This is a genomic window from Calothrix sp. UHCC 0171, assembly GCF_034931845.1.
Lineage (GTDB): Bacteria > Cyanobacteriota > Cyanobacteriia > Cyanobacteriales > Nostocaceae > Brunnivagina.
The window spans coordinates 228372-252087 of the sequence record NZ_JAYGHN010000002.1; the positions used below are offsets into that span (position 1 = coordinate 228372).

The window sequence follows — 23716 nt, forward strand, 5'->3', positions numbered from 1 at the left end:
CTGACTATTAAGAAGTAAGCAGTATGTTCAATACAACAGAAATTTTAATTGATGCCTTTGTAGATCAGATTCGGGAAGGGTATAGACGTACCTATGGGTGTTTGAAAACAGATTATCAAGATATTATTGCTTGGGCAGGTAGTATGGCTTTAGAAAATATTGCCAATAGCGATGCCCTGTATCACAATGTCGAACATTCAATATTAGTTACTCTCGTAGGACAAGAAATTCTGCGCGGTAAGCACATCCGCGAAGGTGGTGTGTCCAGTGAAGACTGGTTGCACTTTATTATTTCCTTAGTCTGCCATGATATTGGTTATGTCAAAGGTGTTTGTCGTCAAGACCTAGAAATAGAGGGCTTGTACTCCACAGGTAAAGAAGGAAAATTGATTTCCTTGGCACCAGGAGCATCAGATGCAAGCATGACACCCTATCATGTTGATCGGGCAAAATTATTTATCGACGAGAGATTTGGCGGACATAACCTCATTGATGCAGAGGTAATCAAAACTAATATAGAACTAACTCGCTTTCCTGTACCAGCCGCAGAAGATCATCAAGGAACCCAGAGTTTTGCAGCCTTAGTACGTGCCGCAGATTTAATCGGACAATTAAGTGATCCTCGTTATCTCAAAAAAATTACTTCTTTGTTCTACGAGTTTGAAGAAACCGGGATGAACAAAGTCCTAGGATATAAAACACCTGCGGACTTGCGGAAAAACTACGCGAAATTTTACTGGAATGGTGTATTCCCATACATTCAGGACGGATTGCGTTATCTATCGCTAACACAGCAAGGTAAACAAATTATGGCGAATTTATACTCAAACGTGTTTGTGGTTGAACACGAACGTCAAATGGAGGAAAAGCTGTATTTAGTTGAACGACTCCATGCTTAGTTGATTAATGACTGAGTAAATATTCTTTTTTGCTTTTAGACTTACGCACAAACAATGTCATCAAAAAATAACAAGATTTCACTGTTGAGCATAATAAAAGCTAGCTGTGCAGTCGCCGCAGGCTAGTCCTTACCGGAGGATAATCACAACTCTGATTTTGTTTGTATTACGAGTGCGTAAGTCCTAAGCTTGTTTGCTCAAAAGAATATTCCCCATTCTGACTCTGGCAACTAGGTAAAGAATTTTATTAATGATTGACAATTTGCCACCAAGCGTTAACTATTAACTATTAACTTATAACTATTAGCTATTGACAATTGGCTATTCAACAATTATGAATTGGTGGCATCGATTAAAGAAAAACCCCTTAGCAAAATTTGGGGCACTATTGTTATTAGTTTTCTACATAGCAGTAATTGGGGCTGATTTTGTTGCCCCGTACAATCCTTATACTGCTCAAACAAACGGTTCCCTACTTCCACCAACAAAGATACGTTGGATAGACAAATCTGGTAAATTTATTGGTCCCTATGTGTATCCGACTACACAGGGAAAAACAGATTTGGAAACAGGCGATCGCCAAATTATCGTAGACGACAAACAACCTTCACCTATTAGGCTATTTGTTCAGGGTGCAGAATATCGCTTGTTTGAACTCAAGGCTCCATTACCACCAAAATGGGAGGAAACTGAGATATTTTCCGGAATTCCTCTGAAATTACATCTTTTTGGCACCATCGGCGAAGGGAAAATCAATATTCTCGGTACAGATGACCAAGGACGAGACCAATTTAGTCGTTTATTATACGGTGGTCGCATCAGCTTATTTATCGGGATTATTGGTGTTGCCATTTCCTTCCCTCTGGGTATGATTATTGGGGGAATCTCTGGCTATTTTGCTGGCTGGACAGATAGCGCGATTATGCGACTTGTGGAAGTGTTAATGACAATTCCCAGTATTTACCTATTGTTGGCACTTGCTGCCGTATTACCGCCCAATCTCAGCAGCACTGAGCGTTTTTTACTCATCGTAGTCATTACTTCCTTTATCCGTTGGGCTGGTTTAGCAAGGGTTATTCGTGGACAAGTATTGTCGATTAAAGAACGCGAATTTGTCCAAGCTGCCAGGGCAATGGGAGGAAAACCGTTGTATATAATTATTCGCCACGTTCTTCCTCAAACAGCAACCTACATTATCATTACAGCAACTCTTTCGATTCCCGGTTTTATCGAAGCAGAATCGGTACTCAGTTTGCTTGGTCTTGGGATTCAACAACCAGACCCATCCTGGGGTAACATGTTATCGATCGCAACTAATGCTTCCATCTTGGTGCTACAGCCTTGGTTGATTATACCTCCGGCATCGTTAATTATTTTGACTGTGTTAGCTTTTAACTTGCTGGGAGATGGGTTGCGTGATGCACTCGACCCTCGCAGTATGCAAAGATAGAATTCATAATTTAAACATGGGGAAGTTGACGCTACAAATTTCCCCCTTGTTTAAATATCCATTTTCGTTGGAATTAAATATTCGTGTAAAAATAAATTGAACAAATTTAATAAGTAGTGTGGGCAGCCTTCGACTGAGCGCTTACGCCTAAGTCTTGCCTACTTTTGGGAAATAGCAAGCGAGACGCTTGCACTACTTATTTTTAAATAATTCTTAATTATCTGAACTGTAGGGAGATAATTGCGGAGCAATATTATTGTTGTTTGATATTGTTAGTGTTTTCTGAATACAGAATTGTCAAGATTGAGTCTAAATTCTGAGTTCTAAATTCTGAATTCTTAATTAATATATCTTAACTAAAGCAGGTTAAGGGTGTGAAGGCAACATGACAGCAACAGGTGAGGATAGAAGACATTCTCTGACAATATTCTGACAATGTATAGTCTGTGTCAAATACATCACTCTATCCTTGATAGTAACTTATATTTATTGGCGAGTCACTCTCTGAATTTGCACTTTTGCACACCCTTGAGACTAGTTAGTTCCTAATGCTACTTCACTAATAACACTTATTTAAAAAGTAGCATTGAGCCTAGTTATTCGTGAGCAGCGCTAGCTGAACCATACTTTTTCACTGGTGTACCTGAAGATTCGCGACGGGAAGAGCCACCACGCAATTTCGGTTTCGCCGAACCACCGCGTCCACCTTCGCCACGTTCAGAATCCCAAGAACGACGGGAATTCCGATCGCCGTAATCGCGATCGCGACGGGAGGAACCACCACCACGTAGTTTGGGCTTGGGAGTCGAAAGGTCTTCTTCGATCTCCGCTTCGGTTGATAACCACGCTGGACGGGTTTGATCGTAGGCTAATTGTAATGCTGCGGCTGCGATCGCATGGGCATCATATTGTTCGCTTAATTCACGCACAATTGGTAAAAATGAAGCTAAACGTTCTCCTGTTAAGGCTTCGCGTACTTGCTCCTGCAATTTTTGAATATGTCGCGCTTCAATTTGTGCCCTAGTGGGAATGGCAACAACTTGCCAAGATTGACGGACATGACGCTCGAAAGCTTGCTGTTTGCGACGTTCAAATGGTTGTACCAAGGAAATTGCTGTCCCTTCTGCCCCTGCACGCCCAGTTCTGCCAATCCGGTGAACGTAGGTTTCGACGCTATCGGGTAAATCAAAATTAATTACGTGGGATAACTGATCAACATCCAAACCACGAGCCGCAATATCAGTTGCTACTACCCAACGCACTTGGCGATTGCGGAAACGACCTAGTAAACGTTCTCTGGCTTGCTGTGATAAGTCACCGTGGTATTCATCGACACTATGACCAGCCGATTGTAATTGGTTGGTGAGTTCGGCTGCTGTTCGGCGAGTACGGACGAAAATCAATGCCGATTCGGGGTCTTCCATTTCCAAAATGGGTTGCAAGGCTCTAGCTTTGCTCCAATTACGGGGCACGACGTAGGCAACTTGGTTGATTTTGGTGGGTGCGGCTTTGGGCTGTTGGACAGTAACCGTTACCGGATCATTGAGGAATTTGTTGACCAACTGACGGATTGAAGGTGGCATTGTTGCTGAGAACAAAGCTGTTTGGCGTTCCGTAGGGGCTTGAGAGAGGATTCTTTCCACATCATCAATAAAGCCCATGCTCAACATTTCGTCAGCCTCATCCAAAACAAACCAGCGTACGGCATCAAGCTTGAGGCTACCACGATCTAGCAAGTCAATTACACGTCCGGGTGTACCCACAACTATATGAACACCACGCTTAAGCTGCATAATTTGCCGCTCAATCGATTGTCCGCCATATATTGCTAAGGTACGCAGTCCAGTTTCACCGACGAAAGTTGCCACCGCATCATGAACCTGAATTGCAAGTTCGCGGGTAGGTGCTAATACTAATGCTTGCACGGCACGGTGTCTAACATCTAACCGATCTAATATTGGTAAGGAAAATGCAGCAGTTTTACCGGTTCCTGTTTGCGATTGACCGACCATATCGCGCCCATTTAATAAATGGGGAATCGCTTGTGCCTGAATATTGGTTGGCTCAGTAAAACCGAGTTTTTCCAATTGTTGAACGCGCTCTTCTGATAGTCCTAATTCTGAAAAGGAAGGATTCATTAATTCTCCTAATGTTTTTGTTTGGTAATTGGGTATTGAATATTAGTCAATTGGTATTAATTATGATTGGGTCTGAGTTAATTGCTGAAGTCACTAAACCACTAAACCATAAACAACGAATTATTAATTGACTATTTGACCATATAGGTCATATGCATCTGCATTTTTGATCGCGACTGGGACGATGGTTCCTAATTTAGCAGTCCCTTGAACATACACAAGCCCATCAACTTCTGGGGCAAAACGGCTAGAACGACCGACTAATTCTCCTGTTGCCGGATTTTCCTGCTCAATCAGGACATCTACAACTCTATTGATTTGCTGTTGGTTTCTTTGGAGTGAAATCGGTTGCTGAAGCGCCATTAAAGCATCGCGCCGTTCGTCCATTACTTCTTGTGTGATTTGGTTAGGTAACGTGGCAGCTTTTGTTCCTTCCTCTGGCGAAAATGTAAATACTCCAACATGGTCAAATTGATGACGTTGGACAAATTCCATTAAATGGTCAAAGTGGATGTCGGTTTCTCCTGGGAAGCCGACAATAAATGTTGTCCGCAGTACCGCTTCCGGCAGTGCTTCCTTAATGTTCTCAATAATCGCATCGTTAACCCGTCCTTGCCAGGGACGGTTCATCGCGCGGAGAACCTCTGGGTGTGAGTGTTGTAGGGGTAAGTCTAAATAGGGCAAAACATTCGGTGTTTGTTGAATTGCCTCAATTACGTCGGGGGTAAGTCCTGTCGGATAAGCATAGTGCATCCGAATCCACGGTACGTCAACTTCCCTCAATGCTCGAAGTAATTCGGCTAATTGCGGCTTGCCATATATGTCTAAACCGTAATTGGTTGTGATTTGGGAAATCAAGATGATTTCTTGCACCCCTTGGCTGGCTAGTTGCTTTGCTTCTGCCACTATCGATTCAATCGTACGCGATCGCTGATTACCCCGAAGATGAGGAATAATACAAAATGCACAGCGATAATCGCATCCTTCGGCAACTCTTAAATAAGCTACACCTTCGGTAGTTGTGCGATAGCGCGGTGTAAACTCATCGGCAATATACGTTGGTTCGGCACTAACTTCTTGGACTCGTTCACCACCTTCAGCACGCTGAATGACATCGACTATCTTCTGATAATCGCCTGTACCAACTACAGCAACTGCTTCGGGCAACTCATCCAATAACTGACCTTGGAAATGTTGCGCCATACAACCAGTAATGACGATTTTCTTATTGGCTTCCGCTAATTCCACTAGGGTTTTAACGGATTCTTCCCGCGCTGCCTCGATAAAACTACAGGTGTTGACAATAACGTAATCTGCTAAATCTTCATTACTATCTACGCCGTAACCTGCTTCCACAAGCAGCCCCAGCATATGCTCTGTATCTATTCTATTTTTTTCGCAGCCTAAATGAGAAATTGCTATTGTTGGCTTATCACCCATATATTGAAAACATCTTCCGGTTTTTTCTTATGTGTCAAACAGTTCAGCATTATATCTACACGAATTATCCTTAAACATTTGCAAACAAATGAAAAGCAAAATTTCCCTGACAAATGCTTGCCTTAGTCATGTCTAAAACAGCTTTGAGAACATGCTATTATGTGCGTAACTTACTGCTTTCCAGAGGAAAAACTCAAGAATCTCAGGGTAAATTGATTCGCTCGTCACTTTTCTTCAAAAAAAAACTAGCTGTTGGTATTTTACATTACCGCAGCTACTGCGTTGTAAATCTACCCGTCGGGAAGTCGCCCTCTGGATGACATCAATAAAATCGCTGTTAAAGCGAATGTACAGATGTCTGTGGCGTATTCAAAAGGATGTCGCAACCCTGGGGAAATCGCCAGCGCTTTTAACTGCGCGAGCGGTAATGCAACCTTTGCTTAGGTAAAGCATGAAACTGCGGGCTGCTGGCAACCAACTCTTTTAATGACGTTGCTATCCTGTTAGAACATATCACACAGGATGCAATAGTTCCATGTCTAGCACTAAATTTGCGTCTAGCGAGTGGCAAGCTCCTCTTGTAGCCAGATTTCATCTTAACATATCTTATGGAAGATTTCACGCTAAATTCCTCCTTAAGAGGGAGGCACAAAGCGAGTCAATAGTAAAATAAATTTTTACTAATTTTTGCGATCGCTCCGAGTTCGGGATTAAGGGTTGGTAACAGTTAACAAAACCCTAACTAGTTCTAATCAAACCAACTCATAATTTAAGTTTAGGTGACAGAATGAGCTATTCGGCAGTGTCGATTTCCGTCCAGTCGAAGTAGTGTGATTTTGGAACGCTAGTCCCATTATACAAAACCCAAATGGTGACAAGCTCCTATGGACTCTGCAAAGCAGTTTAATTTAAAGACGTGGACTTATATCAGTTATTTAAAACCCGAACACCGATTATTGGCGTGGTTCACCTGTTGCCACTGCCAACCTCACCCCGTTGGGGAGGAAACCTCAAAGCGGTGATTGACCGTGCGGAACAAGAAGCAACAGCCCTCGCTAGTGGGGGTGTTGATGGGATTATTGTCGAAAATTTTTTCGATGCGCCCTTTACCAAAAATCAAGTCGATCCGGCAATAGTGAGCGCAATGACTGTAGTAGTGCAGCGCATCCAGAATTTAGTCACCCAGCCAGTTGGCTTAAACGTGCTGCGGAACGATGGTAGGAGTGCGATCGCGATTGCGAGTTGTGTGCGGGCACAATTTATCCGTGTCAACGTACTTACCGGAGTCATGGCAACCGATCAAGGACTAATTGAAGGGGAAGCACATGAACTATTACGATATCGACGGGAATTAGGTAGTGATGTCAAAATCTTTGCCGACGTGTTAGTCAAACATGCCCGTCCTTTAAGTTCTCCCAACCTGACAGTTGCCGTCCAAGATACCATTGAACGGGGACTTGCCGATGCCGTAATTTTATCTGGATGGGCAACGGGCAGTCCTCCCGATTTACAAGACTTGGAACTAGCAACAGATGCAGCAAATGGTACACCTGTATTTATTGGTAGTGGGGCAAGTTTGGACAATATTGCTACACTGATGCAGGCTGCGGATGGGGCAATTGTTTCGAGTTCGTTGAAACGGCAAGGAAAGATTGAGCAACCAATTGATCCGAATCGTGTCAGTCAATTTGTGGAAGCAGCCCGCCAAAGTCGCTCTTTTCAGGAAGGTGACAAATCGATTCCTTCTGTCAAGTTACATTCGTAAAATTGAAAATGGGTAATGGTTAATGGTTAAGGGATGATAGTTGATTATAGATAGTAGGAGATGGGTGATTTCTAATCCAGTTTTTTCTAGCTTACTAACTTCGCCATAATTACCAACTACCGTCAGCTACTAACTACTAACCATTAACCATTAACCAACAACTCTTAACGATTATGATTCGCCGACGTTCTACTCCTTGGATTCATCGCTATTCGCGCATTATCATCGCTGCGATCGCGGGAATCGGTGCCTTAACTACAGCTTATCTTACCTATGAGAAACTCAGTGGAGGCGCTGTCGCTTGCGTAGCTGAAACTGCTGGGAAAGCTGGCTGTAATGATGTTCTTTCTAGTCCTTGGGCAGAAATTCCCGTTGGTTCGGGTATCCCATTACCAATTTATGGATTTTTGGCATACTTGAGCATGTTGATATTTGCCCTGTCGCCCTTAGCAATTAAGCCAGAAGAAAATAAAGAGCAGCGCAAAAAAATTGAAAATGTGACATGGTTACTACTATTGGTTGGTGCATTTGCAATGACCGTTTTTAGTGCCTATCTCATGTATGTAATGGCATTCCGTATCCAAGCCCTTTGTCCCTACTGCATTGCCTCTGCCACATTTTCTTTATCCTTTTTGGTACTCACTATTATCGGTCGTTCCTGGGAAGATTTGGGACAAATATTTTTCACCGGAATTATTGTGGGGATGGTGACACTAATTGCGACTTTGGGTGTTTATGGGGGTATTGGCAAAGGTGCTAAACTTCAGATTGGTCAAATTTCCCCAGAAGCAGTCCGCATCGTCGAATCCGGTGGTGGACAAGGTGGAAAATTATTATTTGATGCTAGTCCAGGAAAAGTCGGAGAACCCAGCCCGGAATTTGGTTGGGAAGTGACAACCACCTCTGGAGAAGCGGAAATTCAATTGGCACAACATTTAGTGAAGGTTGGTGCTAAACAGTACAGTGCTTTTTGGTGCCCCCATTGTCATGAGCAAAAATTACTTTTTGGTAAGGAAGCTCAGAAAATTCTTGATGACAATAATGCAAAAGTCGAATGTGCTGCTCAAAGTCCAAAAGGCAAACCTCAAGATTGTCAAGCCGCAGGGATAAAAGGCTTCCCGACGTGGATTATTAATGGGAAGCAATATAGTGGTGTACAGAATTTAGACGAATTAGCAAAAGTCACGGGTTATACCGGAATCCGAAACTTTAAATATTTCAGGTAGTTTTTCTATTTCCTACTCCTAAGTCCTTTATCCGCCAGTGGGAAGGTATGAAATAGCTTGATTTTTTGTGCTTAGGGAGTAGATTTTAGCCCCTTCTTTTTGCAGAGAAGGGGTTGAATTTAGGTGTATAAAAATCACGTTAAGTCAACAACTTGTGAGCAAATTCACTCGCATCATGGGAGTCATGAATTTCTTGCGCGAGAATTTGTACAAATTCAGATTGGGAAACTCTAGGATTTTCTACTAGGGTTTCTTCAATAATCATGCTTGCCATTGGACCAATATAATAGGCTAGATATTGCTGACAGGATTGGAGAAATTCCGGTTCTAAAGATGGTAATTTAGTTGATTGATGTGAGTGATGATTACTTGTTTTTCTATTGATATTTAGACCAGTATTACTAGTATTATTAGTATTGTAAACTTCATCACCAGTAGTATTAGCAAATATATTTTCTATCGGTGGTAAATAAAATTCTGATGTTACTTCCCAAGGGTCAGGTTGATTAGTATAAATAGTAGGTGTAAGCTCGTCTACTTCTTCTATTACTGCTATTTCGGAAATGGTAGTTTCAGAGGTGTTTTTCGGTGTTTTTAGTTGTGTTAATAATTCTTCTAAATCATTCATCACTTCTTGTGATGTTTGATAGCGATTTTTGGGGATATCAGCCAGCATTTTATCAAGGATTTCGGCAAAGCGATCGCTCACATTTGTATATAGTCGCCATTTCCATTCTAAGGAATATAAATCCATCAAAAATGAGGGGTCACGACCTGTTAATAATACCACTGCGGTGACACCCAATGCATATAAATCACTGCTGGGAGAACACAAGCCAATACTAATTTGTTCGCGGGGTGCATATCCCACTTTTCCCACTAATGACATTTTGCCAACAAAAGTTACTTGTTGATTGGCATGTTCATTTAAATCAGCAATTTGTTTACCGACACCAAAATCAATTAAGACTGGTAAATCTTTCCCAGATGGCAGCATAATATTATCTGGGGAAATATCACGATGAATAATATTATGCTCATGAATATAAGTAAGTATTGGTAGCAGTTTTTGTAGCCAATCTATGACTTCAGCTTCCAAAAATACTTGGTTTTGCAGTTGGCGATCGCGCAATAAGGTAGAATAGGTTTTACCATCAACATATTCCTGCACCAAAAATAATCTACCTTCTCCCTCAAAACATGCCAAAAAACGCGGTATTTGCGGGTGTTCGAGTTGATGTAAAATTCTGGCTTCGCGTTTAAAGAGATTGCGGCATCTTTCTAAGCCATTTTCACCCGTACCCAGAGGTGCGAATTCCTTGAGGACACAGGGTTCGTTAAAACGACGGGTATCAAAAGCTAAATAAGTTCTTCCCAACCCACCCTGTCCAAGTAGTTTTTGAATTATGTAGCGATTATCAATCAAGGTTCCAGCTGCAATTTCTGAGCCTGCCAAGGGAAACTGAGACATAGCATTGAACTCCGCTATTTCAGGTAAATAACTGGTTCTTTTAACGATTAGCAGCCATCCAAAATGCTGAGTTTTAGAAGTTAGAATTCAGAATTGAGAATTTAGGAGCCACTAGCAGAGACAATGCTTACCACAAGGTGCAATTCCATCTCTAATCTAGCCATAACTAATAACTTATGACTAAGTTACACAAACTTCAATTACTAAACTGCTAAGTAGATCAAAAAATCTATAGCCAATTACTTATCTGGCTTCACAATACTTAATAACGCCGAGAAAAATTAAATTTTGTCGAGACAAGTTATTGAGTTTTTTCAACTTTCGTTTTTTGTGGGCTAGGAGTTCCTTGATTATTTAGTTGTTGATGAACCAAAACTGCGGGAACTTGTTTGACTTTATCTTCAAGTGGTCTCACTTTTTCTATTAGTTGAATAAACTGATCGTAGTTAGGTACTTTCGCCGCAGTGATGTACCCAGCGTCAGCCGCAACATCAGGAGAGGCTTCGCGCATGGCTTTTTCAATCTGCTGTTGGCGGTTTCTTTCTACTTTTGGTCCTAATAGTACCACTCCAGCAGGAATCCAACGACTAGTGTGTAATACTCGAAACTTAGTTGCTGGAAAATCACGTTTATAGATTTCAAAATCGCGTTCTGACATTGCTGCTGCATCAACAGTTCCATCATTAAGTCTGGCAAGTGCGACTTTAGGTGTTGGTACTTGTTGTATTTGTTTTAAAGTTAACCCATATAGGTCATATAGGGGTACATAGAAACCCGCAGCAGAACCAGTTTCCCCCAGTGCCACAATTTTGTTCTGTAAATCGCCAATTTTCTGGATTGGTTTATCGTCACGAACCAGCAATAAAGAACGTTGGGTACTCGTGACACCCTCCATCGAAAATAAAGGCAGATATTGGGATTTACCAATAGCAATTGCAGCTAGTCCGGGGGGTGCAAAAACGATTTCCCAATTTTGGCGCTGTACCTGTTCCACTGCCTGTAATTCATTGTAGGCAGGTTCAAGTTCGACAATTGATTTTGTTTGCTCGGCAATATAGTTTTTAAAGCGATCGTACTTTTCTAACGATACAGTGCCTTCTCCGTAGCTAACGACACCAATACTTAATTTTTCTGGATTGATTTGTTCCTGTTTTGTACCGCATCCTACTTCAATCAGTCCTAGTAATATTACTAGTGATGGAAGTAATAAAGTTTGCGGTAGCATTGTCAATTTCATAGCATAAGTGATTATATGATTCGCTCCATTCTAAATTATCCTATTTTTAGTAGTTTATAGATAAGCAAGAGCTTACCAAATCTAAATTTATACTAAGAACGGCTAGAATTTTGACTTCAAAAATAGGTATTAGCGCTTATTTTATAAGTATTTAGCTAACCGCTAATAGCTAATAGCTAACCGCTCACGTTATAGTATAACTTTGCTGTGTGAAAGACAATTATGAAATTAATATACTTTGCTTGAATTTACTAAAAAAGTGTTGAGAAATACTAATATGAGAAGTTTTTCAGTATCATTCTTGAGACATAAAACTGTTATTAGTCAACAAAAAAGTTACAAGTAATAAAATTTGACTTGTAGAAAATTGTCCAATGTTTTAATTGTCTTTTCTCAATTATGTTGCGATCGCATTTACTAAAATCTTCATTAACGTTAATTAATTAAGTCTTCTCTCATTCCGGTTAAATGATATTTATTTAAGTGGAATAATCCCGCGATCAAAAACTTGGTTGTCAGTACCAATAGCCTTGATTTCAATTCTATCTGTGTAGACTTCATAGGCTGCAAAACTCAACTTTTCTGCCGAATATGCAGTCCATGCATTTTTCCCAACAGGGCGGGTTCCTGCGCCGGCTCCACAGATTAAATATGTAGTACCATTAATAGACTTTGTTCGTTCGTAATGGTGTTCATGTCCATTAATATAAAGTTGAACATTATGCTTTTGAAAAATTGGTGTGAAATTCTTGATAAATTCTGGATTGCTCCCATAAGCCCCCGATGCATAAATTGGGTGATGTCCATAGACTATTTTCCAAGGTGCTTTGGACTTACTTAATTCTGTTTCTAACCAAGTTAACTGTGTTTTCATATCAGCATTACTATTCGTATCCAAGACGAAAAACTGTACTTGGTTACGAGTGTATGTGTAGTATCTACCCTGCATATTAAACCCAGTATACTTTACTTGCTGGTCGCCATTATTTGTGCGAATATCATGATTACCCAAACATGCATAGAATTTTACATTTTTTTTCAGTAATGCCGCATAAGGACGCTCAAAAACTGCATTAATTTTCTCAATTTCACCATTATTGTAAATATTATCTCCAGCTAAAACCACCAAATTATAAGGATTTTTACTATGGTAATTTGTCATTGCATTGGCAACTGCATACTGTCCTTTTGCACCCGTACCAGTATCAGCCACAGAAACAAATCTTAGTAGGAATTCACTTTTTTTGACGGTGGGAAGCGGTTTTTTATTAACTTGCTTGGTAATATTCTGACTAGCTTGAATAACTTGCGTAAAGCCTAAAATTGCCACACCAAGAGTAGTAGAGCCACTTAAAAATAAAAATTTACGTCGTTTGAGATTCATGTTTCCCCTTGTGAATATGTAGATAGCTTATCTGAACTCAACCCCAATGTAGTGATACATTCTCTAAAGCCACTTGTCATTGATTAGCTATCTCTGCTGAAAGTTCCATGTCTCAAGATAACCCCAATTCTCAACCCCCTTCTTCCCCAGAGCCGAGACGAAATCGTCGTCAGCCACGTCGTCGGCAAGAAGATGCCATGCAAACTAGTCAAACACGTTACCAGTCATCTCTCCCATTTTGGAAGGCAAAAATTATCGAATTTTTGCGAGGAACTATAGGAATTTTAGAAGCGACGGTTGATAAGCTGGAAACTGAACCACAGGATGCTGAGGTTAGACAGCAGGGGTGGTGGGGTGCGATTTTAATTAGTATTCGTGCTGTGTTACCGATACAGATTTCGTCGCAAATCTCAGATACAGTCTTGAGTGGAACAATTATTGTGATTGCGATAGTCACTGTCTGGACTACATCGTCGTTTTTTGTAAGTAAAAATACTGAAGTTGCTATCAATATACCATCACAAGAAGCACCTCCCCTAGTAGTTGCCACACCAAGCAAACCTGACGTACTCCCAACTCCATCTGTAGAAGAACAAGTAAAAGAGGAAATAGAACAAGAAAAAGAAAAAGAAAAAGAAGAAGAAGAAATAAAACCTCCCATAGCCGAGGAAACTGAGGAGAAACCACCAACGGAAGAAATTCCACCAGAAAAAACTCAAACTGTTGTAGAGCAAGTAAAACCCGAACCAACACCAGAATTTGTCCCTTTAACTCCAGAACAAACTCTAATTGCAGCAATAGAAAATCGAGTTGCAGAGGTGAGTAAAGGTGTTACATCTGGATTAGTAAAATCAATCCAAGCAAATTTTCGTAATAGCAGCTTAATCGTGACGATTAATGATGATTGGTATAGCTTGAAAAAGTCACAACAGGATAAATTAGCTGCTGATATATTTCAACGTTCTCAAGAATTAGATTTTAGCCATTTAGAAATATTGGATTCTCAAGAGAGATTGGTTGCGCGTAATCCTGTTGTTGGAGATGAAATGATTATTTTTCAACGTCAATCAATTACAGAAAATCAGGGATAATTCATCATTTAATTTATCAGTTATAGTGCTAAAAAGATAATTTCACATTACTAGTTACTCGCAAAACAGATTCTTGTTGAAACATTTGTTTATATTTTGCGATCGCTTCTTGAACCTGTACATTTTTAGTGGAGTGCTTTTGATGAATTAAAATCACTAATTTTGTATTTTCTCGAATTAGTTTCCCATTCCGGCTAAGATATTGTCCGTTTGCATTCATCACAGTAAAACCTTCTCGAAACCGAGGGCTAATCACATTATTTAAAAACCGTTGCCATTCCAGTTCAGATACGACTTTACCTTCTGGTTTTGATAACCCAAAATATAATTCTTCTTTGACAATAATGTCTTCCTGCCCACTAGCATTAGATGTTGAGGAAGATTGAGCCTGAACTAATCTTTTGATATCAACAGGAGTCATAAAAATGAATCCTCCCATCATCAAAAGACTGAGATTGTACTGTGTAATTCTAGTAAAAATAGATACAAAAGTCATGATATACTGAATCTCAATATTGCAGTGTCATATTTAATAACTACGGGCGAATGAATGAGTTTATGTATTTTCCCCAGTAGCCATCCCAATATCACATTTACTGGTTTTACTCTTCTGACTCAAGTCGAATTTAATATAAGCCGCTCTTTTGCTAGATTAATTAGGCGATTCTCAAAATAGATCAAAATCGTAGATGTAAACAGAAAGTCCTTAACGAAGAATTTACTCCTTCCTTCAAGGTACTGGATGGACGCAGATAGAAGGATTACCAACTGTCTGAATCAGCAAAGGATGTTAAAAAAGTTACTTTTGTTATAGAAAAGGCAAAGCTTGGGAATAGCGATCGCCACTTCAAAGTCCCTTGAACAAAAGTAAATTCTCAATCCTTTAATTTTGACATTTGGGAAAATCTACTCTACTAAGCTAATTTTATGGCAATAAAAATTACACCGCCCAAACAAGTACAATTTAGACCTAAGCCAACCCTTTCTACCATCGATGCTGGCGCTCTAATTATCGGCATGGTTGTTGGTGTCGGTATTTTTGAAACTCCAGCATTAGTTGCTGCCAACGTGGCTAACGCACAGGTTGCGATGTTTGCATGGCTTTTGGGTGGAGTTATCTCATTCATTGGTGCGCTTTGCTATGCCGAATTAGCTACAGCTTACCCAGATGCTGGAGGGGTTTATTACTATTTACAACGAGCCTTTGGGAGAAATTTATCGTTTTTATTTGCTTGGGCGCGAATGACGGTAATTCAAACGGGTTCTATCGCCTTATTGACATTTGTGTTTGGAGATTATGCTTCCCAATTGTGGCGGTTAGGGGAATATTCTTCGGCTATCTACGCTAGTATCGCGATCGCACTCTTGACTATCCTAAATGTTATCGGCATTGAGCAGGGTAAGTGGACGCAGAATTTATTAACTGTCGCCAAAGTATTGGGGTTGCTACTTGTGATTGCGGTGGGGATTTTCCTAGCTGCTGCACAACCCGCAATTAGCACGACAACACCAGTAACCCAAACCACTACCTTTGGCTTGGCAATGGTATTTGTCTTACTTACTTATGGTGGCTGGAATGAAGCTGCATATCTATCCGCAGAAGTAAGTGATTCTGGGCGCAACATGGTAAAGGTTTTATTAGGAAGTATTGCCATTATTACTGCAATATATCTCCTGATTAACCTTGCGTATCTGCATGGATTTGGCTTCGCAAGAATGGCAACATCTGAAGCTCCTGCGGCTGAATTGATGCGTCTTGTGTTAGGTGAAGGTGGCTCAAAGTTTGTCAGTGTCCTCATTGCTTTATCTGCATTAGGTGCAGCTAACGCCACCATATTTACTGGCGCAAGAACAAATTATGCCCTGGGACGTGATTTTTCCAAATTTGCATTTCTCGGACGTTGGAGCGATCGCAGTAGTCCAGCTAATGCTTTGATTGTACAGGCTGGAATTACATTTGCGCTAGTAATTATCGGGGCTATCAGGCGAAAAGGCTTTGAAACAATGGTGGATTATACAGCCCCCGTGTTCTGGTTCTTTTTCCTGTTATCGGGTATTGCTTTAATCGTTTTGCGCTACCGAGAGCCAAGTATTCCCCGTCCTTTCAAAGTGCCGCTTTATCCTGTAATTCCTCTACTGTTTTGTGCCACCTGCGGTTATTTACTGTATTCCAGTATTAACTATACGGGTATCGGTGGCAGCATCGGGGTCGTAGTTTTACTTACAGGTGTTCCCGTACTGATGTTCAGTCGGAAATAACAAATTGTCGAAGAGACGGAGAGGGTGAGAGTTAAAAATTTATATCTCTCTTCTACCCATGTCCCCAAATACCCTTTATCTCATTACCAACGGAGTTATAATGACATTACAACCAATGTTTTTGAAAGTTTTCTTGGCAACAGCAAGTTTGAGTGGTTTATTGCTAACAGGTTGTGCTGAACAAGTTAGTAGTGTCCAGGAGAGCAGCGCCACACCATCTCCAGCAATACAAGTACAAGAAACAAAACCTGCAACACAGACACAGCCACAGGAACGGACACCGGATGTTGTCTATGTACCGACACCGCAGGAAGTGGTTGATAAAATGCTGGAAGTTGCCAAAGTGGGCAAAAATGACATTTTATATGATCTAGGTAGTGGTGACGGACGAATTCCTATTACTGCGGCAAAGAAGTTTGGTACGCAAGGGGTTGGTATCGATATTGACCCAGAACGGATTAAAGAAGCAAATGCCAATGCCGCCAAAGAAGGTGTCACCGATAAAGTCAAGTTTTTGCAACAAGATTTATTTAAAACTGACTTTAGCAAAGCTACAGTTGTCACACTATACTTGCTACCAGAACTGAATGTAAGATTGCGATCGCAGCTTTTTGAGCAACTTAAACCCGGTACTCGCATTGTTTCCCACGCTTTTGATATGGGAGATTGGAAGCCAGAAAAGACTCTCAATGTCAACGGGAAAACAGTCTACTATTGGACTATACCTGAGAAAATTCCTACTAATTTAAGCAGTCCTGCACCCAGTAATTAATTTTTCAGGTTAATGATGGGGAATGAAGGAATAAGAGCCTTCTCTTATCCCCCATTCCTTGGTTTCGTCGGGTTTGCCTAAAATTTAGGATAAAGGGATGGGGAGAGGGGGAGATGGGGAGAGGGGGAGATGGGGGGACGCGGGGATGGGGAGAGGGGGAGAAATATGAATCTGAATGATTAGGGATGTGGATTAAATCAAGTACAAAAGTAGGGTGCTGTTAGCGGAGCGTAACGCACCATTCCCAATCAAATCGAAAGTTGCAAGTTATTAAATTCCCATTTCCAATCTGGATTGGCTGTGATAGTTCAGCTGCTTTTGGCTGCTAACTTGATTTGCTTACAGTTGATTAACCCAAAAATCAACCAAAATATCATAATTACAAATGACAGTAATAAAATTGGGAAAGCGCCAAATTCAACAATTAATGGTGGAGCCGCAGCAGTAAATAAACCTCCGCCTAAGATTGGCTCAAAAAATAACTGTTTGTAAGCAAAGCCTTCAAATGCCCCAGAATGATTATCTGGATCAGCCATTCGCATCAAGAGTATCCCCGTGGCTGTGACTCCCATCGATTGTCCCATGTCGCCAATACCACGTTCCAGCCAAAATGTCGGGAAAATTCGGGGTGCCAAGAAAAGAAATGCACAAATATTCCAGACAATCCCAGCGAATGAAAGTAGCAAAAATGGAACAAGATTATTACCAATTACTGCTAAGGAAATTGTGGCGAGGGCAGTAACAATTGTCACATCTAATGATACACCACCGATATTTTCAATTAAAGCGCGACTAATTAAATATCTACGTCCGGTACGTTCAACTATAATTTGTACAATTGCCCCACCAATTAAGGCGATCGGGAAAAGTGGTACATAAGGCATCAACTTCAAACCATTGACACCCCAAGTAACTGCCTCCAAAGTCCGCAGTGCTTCTAAAATTAACCAACCAAAAGCGATCGCTAATCCGACAAAACCAAAATTAAACGATAATGGATCAATTAATAAATCGCGAAACAAATTTCTGCGGGCTATTTGAATTTCCTGGGGTTCAGCAGCTGATGTTTTCTCTGTAGTCTCAGAATGTGCAGATGCCTGAATAATTTGCAAATTTCCAGTCCGATATCCCCAGTTAATAATCACTGTCCCCGCCACTACACCCGATATTAATCCCACTGTCGCCAACGCTAATGATAAATCTGCACCGGCGGGAAATCCTAATTTTTCAAAGGTCTTTGCCATTCCCGCAGCAGTTCCATGTCCGCCTTCAAAGGCAACCTCAATTAAACAGCCAGATATGACGGGTAAATTAAAAAAAGGTACTAATACGGTCATTGCCAGTATTAAACCAACTACGTATTGACCCCAGCCTAAAATTTGACCAAATGCAGCTTGGGGTGCAGCTTTACGCCAAATCATTTTCAAATTGGGAATTGTCTGACCAAGAAAAATAGTTGCAAATACGACATTAATAAAAATACCCGGAGACTGCTTCCAGATATCAACAATTGCCGGTGCAAAAATCCCATCCACTAAAGGAGATGTGGGATTAATTGCTTTGGCTATCATTCCAAAAACACCTGAGCCTAGCAATAGGGCAATAATACCAGCCACAACCGAACTAGGGATATAGAGCGATCGCACCACCCAAATTCGTTGCCGAATAAACCGTCCCACCAAAATCAATATCCCAATCAGAATGTAAGCCCAAAAAACATCAATCAGTTTCAGCATAACGGCGTTGTCATTGAACTACGGTTTTGATTAGGATACCTGGGGAAGGGCAACGCTTACAGAAAATCAGAAATTCTATTGAATTGACTTATTGCCACACCCAGCAATTAATTTGTCAGGTTAACAGGTGAGGAGTAAAGGAATAAGAGGTTTCTCTTATCCCCTTTTCCCAACTAAGGCACAATCAACACCGGACAAGGTGATAAATTAATCACGCGATTCGTGACACTATCGGTTAAACCTTCTTCGGTTAACCCCATGCCACGGCATCCCATGATAATTAAATTTGCCCCAATTTCGTCAGCGACATCGCAAATAGTGAAGGCTGGTTTACCCTCACGTTCGATGGTTTCGGTTTGAATCCCCTGCTGTTGGAATAAATTTTTCGCAGTTTCCAGTAACTTAGCGACAGCTTCAACTGACTTCATCGGATCTGCCGTCGGCGCTTCTGGATTTGCTTCTTCAACCACCGATAGCAGCACCAAGCGGCTTCCGTAGGTTTGAACGATATTGACAACAGCTTCAGCAGCTTCGCGTGTTTCGCGACTTTGATCGATAGGAAACAAAACAGTTTTAAACATTAATTCAACTTCGCCCCCGTGACTCGGTACAATCTGGATGGTTGTATTTATTCAAAACATAGCAAAAGGCAATCGGAGGTTGTGCCGTGTCAAAGAAAACTTTAGCAAATTTATCTGCATCGGACTTATCTGGCAAGCGTGCGTTTGTGCGGGTAGATTTCAACGTACCACTAGATGATGCGGGAAATATTACGGATGATACACGCATCCGTGCGGCACTGCCTACTATTCAAGATTTAAGCAAAAAAGGGGCAAAGGTAATTTTGGCTAGTCATTTTGGTCGTCCCAAAGGACAAGTCAATGAAAAAATGCGTTTAACTCCGGCTGCGAAACGTCTTTCAGAATTATTGGGGCAGGAAGTAGTTATTTGCGATGATTGCATTGGTGATGGTGTGGCTGCCAAAATCAGCGCCATGAGCAATGGGCAAGTAGCGATGTTGGAAAACGTCCGCTTCTATGCAGAAGAAGAGAAGAATGACTCTGAATTTGCCAAAAAATTAGCTGCAAACGCCGATTTGTTTGTCAATGATGCATTTGGTACTGCACACCGCGCCCATGCTTCTACAGAGGGTGTAACGAAGTATCTCAACCCCTCGGTTGCTGGTTACTTGATTGAGAAGGAATTGCAATATCTAGAAAATGCGATCGCCAATCCTCAGCGTCCTCTAGTTGCGATCGTTGGTGGTTCCAAAGTATCTAGCAAAATCGGTGTCATTGAGACTCTGCTGGAAAAATGCGACAAACTCATCATCGGCGGAGGAATGATTTTCACATTCTACAAAGCCCGTGGCTTGAGTGTGGGTAAGTCTTTGGTGGAGGAAGATAAGTTGGAGTTAGCCAAATCTTTGGAAGCAAAAGCCAAAGAAAAAGGTGTTGAGTTCCTACTTCCTACTGATGTTGTCGTTGCAGATAACTTCGCGCCCGATGCTAATTCCCAAACTGTCAGTATCGATAATATCCCCGATGGTTGGATGGGTTTAGATATTGGTCCCGACTCAATCAAAGTATTCCAAGATGCCCTAGCAGACTGCAAAACCGTCATTTGGAATGGTCCCATGGGTGTATTTGAATTTGATAAATTCGCTGCTGGGACTGAAGCTGTAGCACGTACCCTTGCCGAAATCAGCAAAAAAGGTGCTATCACCATCATTGGTGGTGGTGACTCGGTGGCTGCGGTGGAAAAAGTTGGTTTAGCTGACCAAATGAGCCATATTTCTACTGGTGGTGGTGCTAGTTTGGAATTACTCGAAGGTAAAGTATTACCTGGAATTGCAGCTTTGAATGATGCGTAATTAATAAGAATAAAGGGTCAAGGTTAAGGGGAAAAGCAAGTTTTTTTCTTTTTCCTTGTGCCCTTTTTCTTTTTTGAAAAATTAATTTTCTGGAACTGATTTTAGTAGAATAATTCGGTATAAATATCGTTTATCCAAAATCTGGCAACACATAAAATAAGTCTCCGTGTCTCTCCATCTCCGCGTCACCATCTGCTACTTTCTTTTGGAGAATTGGTATAACTACAACCAATTACCAATTAAGACAAATCCAGCCCAATAAAAAGGATGTTGAAAATCCTGATTTGTGTTTTTTAAAAAAGATATTTGAGTATTACGTAAAGCTTCAGCTTTAGAAATACCTGGTTGACGTAATTGCTTGTAAAATTCACTCATAAATTTAGCTGTTGATTCATCTTGGACAGCCCATAATGTCCCCAGAGTGCTGCGGGCACCGGAACGCACAGCCATCCCTGCCAAGCCCAATATGGCGCGATTATCTCCTTTGGCAGTTTGACAAGCACTGAGAACGATTAATTCAATCGGACTCGATTCATTTTCAGTACGGGCTGCTAATAATTCGTCCAGTTGTTTAACTTTTATTTTCCCATCCCAAGTAACAATAAAAGTTTCCTCCGATTGACTGCTAAATTGTCCGTGAGTTGCTAAATGTAGAACAGTAAAAGGTGTTGATTTAATCTCACTTCTAATTTTTGAGTTGGTAAAATCCTGATTTAACAGCGTCTTTGTTGATAAATTGGCTGTAATTTCTGCGATTTCTAATTCAACTCCTGGTAAAGGTTTAAAATCTTGGCGGGCTTCACTTAATCCGGCGGCAATGACTTTGAGATGCTTCCCTTGATTGGGTTGCGATCGCATGAGTTGCAATCCTGGCGATAGGGCGATATTATACTTTTCAATCAGATATTGTTTGCCATCATGTAATCCTGACATTGGCAGATTACGCAGCGAGCCATCCAGGACAAATACTAATGTTTCGATATTGCGCCGCGATAACTCAACTTCGGCGGGACGAATTAACCAATTATATAATTGTTGGGAAACTTGCGATCGTACCTGACTGGAAAATACGGGGTTGAGGGATTGTCGCATTAATCCAATCGTTTTTCCAATTTCGGCTTCCGGTAAAGCGATTCGATATTTGGAAAGCGATGCTTTTCCCGGAACTGATAGAATTACTTCTAGGCGATCTGGTAAAATTATTGGATAAATGACCGCAGCTGTTTGGTCGATTTTGTCGATGTTTTCTGGTTTGGTATCTATACAAACTTCGCGGAAAAAATTATCCAGTTCTGCCAGTTGTAATGCTTCAATCACTTTCCTGGCTTCTTGGAGTTTCTCTTCTCCTGGGTTGCTTTCTTCCAACAGCAATGATACATATTCACGGTAGACTGGTTCAACACTTTTCTGAAACGAAAACTGAACATCTGAGTTGATTGCGACTAAATCACTTCGTAATGATTTCAGAGTTTCTACTGAAGATTTGTAGGCAGAATATGCAGTATTTTTGTCACCTAAATGGTTGGATATACGTCCAATTTGCCAAGCCGCTTGGTAAAAAATATCAGCAGCATTTATTTCTTGGGCAACCTTTAGGGATTGTTGACTTAATTCTAAAGCCAGATGATATTTCTGGGACAGTGAATATAATTTACTTAATTCATTTAATACATAAGCTTTGGCACGCAAATCTCCTAATTCTTCAGCTTGATTTCGCGCCTTTTCTAAAATATTCTCTGCTTTTTGGTATTTTTGATGTTTTCCCAAATTATCTTTTTCTTTTTCTGCTAATTCGGAAATGCTCTTGGCAAAATTAATAGATGCATAAATTGAATTTCGACTAGGAGGAAGACTTGTTAATTGTGTTTCTATTGATGATATCAAAGATTTAGCATAGTCATTTTGTGAGATTTCTATATACAGACTCAGTTGGTTGAGTAAAGCTTCGACTTTTACTTGTAAATTAATGGTATTAGCCACAGCTTGTTGATAATAATTTAATGCAGTGGGAATATTTTGCACACTACGTTGAGTATTACCTAAACTCATGAGAATTTCGCTGCTTTCTTCTCTCAAATTCAACTTATTACTTATTTTTAAACTCTCTGCCAAAGCTGCTTCTGATTGATTAAAATCACCAACTACCTGTAATGTGACTCCTAAACTTCGCAAAGCTTTGAGTTTTAATGGTGAATCCTGTTGTTGTTGTAACTGCTGATTAATATCTATCAAGACATTTTTCGCACGACGATACAAACCCATTGCTTGTAATGCTTGTGCTTGGTTAATTTTACTACCTATTTCACCAAGCTTGTCACCTGTAGCTATATACGCACGTTCTGCTTCCTGCCAACTTTTTAAGGCTAATTCTGCTTTTCCAGTCGATAGATTTAACTTACCTTGAGTATTTAAGGCTACTGCTAATATTGCGTAATTAATGGTTGTATGGGAATGTTGTAAAAGTTTGAGACTATGATTAATTGTGGTTTGTGCTTTTTGCCACTCTCCCAAATGTTGATAAGCAAGAGATAGATAACTTAAACTCCATGCTTGATTGAGTTTATCTCCTTGATGTTCAAAAGCAATAGATGCTTTTTGCCAAAGATTTGCAGCCTCTAAAAACTGTCCATTTGCAAATCTAAGTTTGCCTTGCTCCAGCAAAAATGTAGTGTTTTCGGATTTTTGAGTGAGTAAAAAGAGATAAGGATAATTTTGTAGTGCAATAGGAGATTTATCCCAACTGTAAGCGACATTGGATGATGTAGTAGCAAAAAAAAATACTATTCCGAAAAAAAATAAATCTAAATATTTACTCATATTATTTTTTATGAAGTGAATGCTTCTTGGTAAAGATAAGATTAATTTTTTCTGTTTTTCTATTTTTCTATTAACTGCATTGGATATAAGCTGTCGCGTATTTAATTTGTATATGAGACGCGGGCTTTCCAGCCCTGGAGTTTTCCGTGAATAATATC

Annotated in this window: 17 protein-coding genes; 8 read left to right on the forward strand and 9 right to left on the reverse strand. The window is 40.6% G+C overall.

What is annotated here, in order from left to right:
* Positions 1–23 precede the first annotated feature (23 nt).
* The gene (locus VB733_RS03000; RefSeq protein WP_323338621.1) at positions 24–899 is read left to right on the forward strand and encodes an Npun_R2479 family HD domain-containing metalloprotein; all 876 of its coding nucleotides are present in this window, start codon (positions 24–26) and stop codon (positions 897–899) included.
* Positions 900–1233: 334 nt separating this feature from the next.
* Positions 1234–2349, forward strand: coding sequence for an ABC transporter permease (locus tag VB733_RS03005; RefSeq protein WP_323338622.1), 1116 nt, complete (start codon positions 1234–1236; stop codon positions 2347–2349).
* A 596-nt stretch (positions 2350–2945) separates the two neighbouring features.
* Here VB733_RS03005 and VB733_RS03010 read toward each other — a convergent pair.
* Both VB733_RS03010 and rimO read right to left on the reverse strand, forming a co-directional pair.
* Positions 2946–4487 carry a DEAD/DEAH box helicase gene (locus VB733_RS03010; protein ID WP_323338623.1) on the reverse strand — a complete coding sequence of 514 codons (1542 nt, stop codon included), beginning with the start codon at positions 4485–4487 and terminating at the stop codon, positions 2946–2948.
* A 123-nt stretch (positions 4488–4610) separates the two neighbouring features.
* Entirely contained in the window at positions 4611–5927 is a 1317-nt protein-coding gene (rimO, locus tag VB733_RS03015; protein WP_323338624.1) for a 30S ribosomal protein S12 methylthiotransferase RimO, read from the reverse strand.
* 916 nt (positions 5928–6843) lie between these two features.
* On the opposite strand from rimO, the gene btpA reads away from it, so the two are divergent.
* Together btpA and VB733_RS03025 are read left to right on the forward strand one after the other, a co-directional pair.
* Positions 6844–7692, forward strand: coding sequence for a photosystem I biogenesis protein BtpA (btpA, locus tag VB733_RS03020; RefSeq protein ID WP_323338625.1), 849 nt, complete (start codon positions 6844–6846; stop codon positions 7690–7692).
* A 173-nt stretch (positions 7693–7865) separates the two neighbouring features.
* Positions 7866–8918: a vitamin K epoxide reductase family protein gene (locus VB733_RS03025; protein WP_323338626.1), complete on the forward strand. Its 1053-nt coding sequence runs from the start codon at positions 7866–7868 to the stop codon at positions 8916–8918.
* Between the two features lie 139 nt (positions 8919–9057).
* Here the strand turns inward: VB733_RS03025 and VB733_RS03030 are convergent, their stop codons facing one another.
* From VB733_RS03030 to VB733_RS03040, 3 genes are all read right to left on the reverse strand, one after another.
* Positions 9058–10389 (reverse strand): serine/threonine-protein kinase, encoded by a 1332-nt coding sequence (locus tag VB733_RS03030; protein WP_323338627.1) that lies wholly within the window; start codon positions 10387–10389, stop codon positions 9058–9060.
* A 301-nt stretch (positions 10390–10690) separates the two neighbouring features.
* The gene (locus VB733_RS03035) at positions 10691–11626 is read right to left on the reverse strand and encodes a phosphate/phosphite/phosphonate ABC transporter substrate-binding protein (protein ID WP_323338628.1); all 936 of its coding nucleotides are present in this window, start codon (positions 11624–11626) and stop codon (positions 10691–10693) included.
* A gap of 475 nt (positions 11627–12101) precedes the next feature.
* Entirely contained in the window at positions 12102–13010 is a 909-nt protein-coding gene (locus tag VB733_RS03040) for a metallophosphoesterase family protein (protein WP_323338629.1), read from the reverse strand.
* Between the two features lie 107 nt (positions 13011–13117).
* Here VB733_RS03040 and VB733_RS03045 point away from each other — a divergent pair, with 107 nt between their 5' ends.
* The gene (locus tag VB733_RS03045) at positions 13118–14101 is read left to right on the forward strand and encodes a hypothetical protein (protein ID WP_323338630.1); all 984 of its coding nucleotides are present in this window, start codon (positions 13118–13120) and stop codon (positions 14099–14101) included.
* A gap of 28 nt (positions 14102–14129) precedes the next feature.
* Here VB733_RS03045 and VB733_RS03050 read toward each other — a convergent pair whose 3' ends face one another.
* The gene (locus tag VB733_RS03050) at positions 14130–14522 is read right to left on the reverse strand and encodes a DUF3574 domain-containing protein (protein ID WP_323338631.1); all 393 of its coding nucleotides are present in this window, start codon (positions 14520–14522) and stop codon (positions 14130–14132) included.
* Positions 14523–15028: 506 nt separating this feature from the next.
* Here VB733_RS03050 and VB733_RS03055 point away from each other — a divergent pair.
* Together VB733_RS03055 and VB733_RS03060 are read left to right on the forward strand one after the other, a co-directional pair.
* Entirely contained in the window at positions 15029–16360 is a 1332-nt protein-coding gene (locus VB733_RS03055) for an APC family permease (RefSeq protein ID WP_323338632.1), read from the forward strand.
* Positions 16361–16460: 100 nt separating this feature from the next.
* Entirely contained in the window at positions 16461–17132 is a 672-nt protein-coding gene (locus tag VB733_RS03060) for an SAM-dependent methyltransferase (RefSeq protein WP_323338633.1), read from the forward strand.
* 308 nt (positions 17133–17440) lie between these two features.
* Here the strand turns inward: VB733_RS03060 and VB733_RS03065 are convergent, their stop codons facing one another.
* Together VB733_RS03065 and VB733_RS03070 are read right to left on the reverse strand one after the other, a co-directional pair.
* Entirely contained in the window at positions 17441–18868 is a 1428-nt protein-coding gene (locus VB733_RS03065; RefSeq protein ID WP_323338634.1) for a sodium/glutamate symporter, read from the reverse strand.
* A gap of 173 nt (positions 18869–19041) precedes the next feature.
* Positions 19042–19449: a universal stress protein gene (locus tag VB733_RS03070; RefSeq protein ID WP_096612091.1), complete on the reverse strand. Its 408-nt coding sequence runs from the start codon at positions 19447–19449 to the stop codon at positions 19042–19044.
* 86 nt (positions 19450–19535) lie between these two features.
* On the opposite strand from VB733_RS03070, the gene VB733_RS03075 reads away from it, so the two are divergent.
* On the forward strand, positions 19536–20741 hold the full coding sequence (locus tag VB733_RS03075; protein ID WP_323338635.1) for a phosphoglycerate kinase: 1206 nt from the start codon (positions 19536–19538) through the stop codon (positions 20739–20741).
* A 222-nt stretch (positions 20742–20963) separates the two neighbouring features.
* On the opposite strand, the gene VB733_RS03080 is transcribed toward VB733_RS03075, so the two are convergent.
* Positions 20964–23558 (reverse strand): CHAT domain-containing protein, encoded by a 2595-nt coding sequence (locus VB733_RS03080; protein ID WP_323338636.1) that lies wholly within the window; start codon positions 23556–23558, stop codon positions 20964–20966.
* Between the last annotated feature and the right edge of the window lie 158 nt (positions 23559–23716).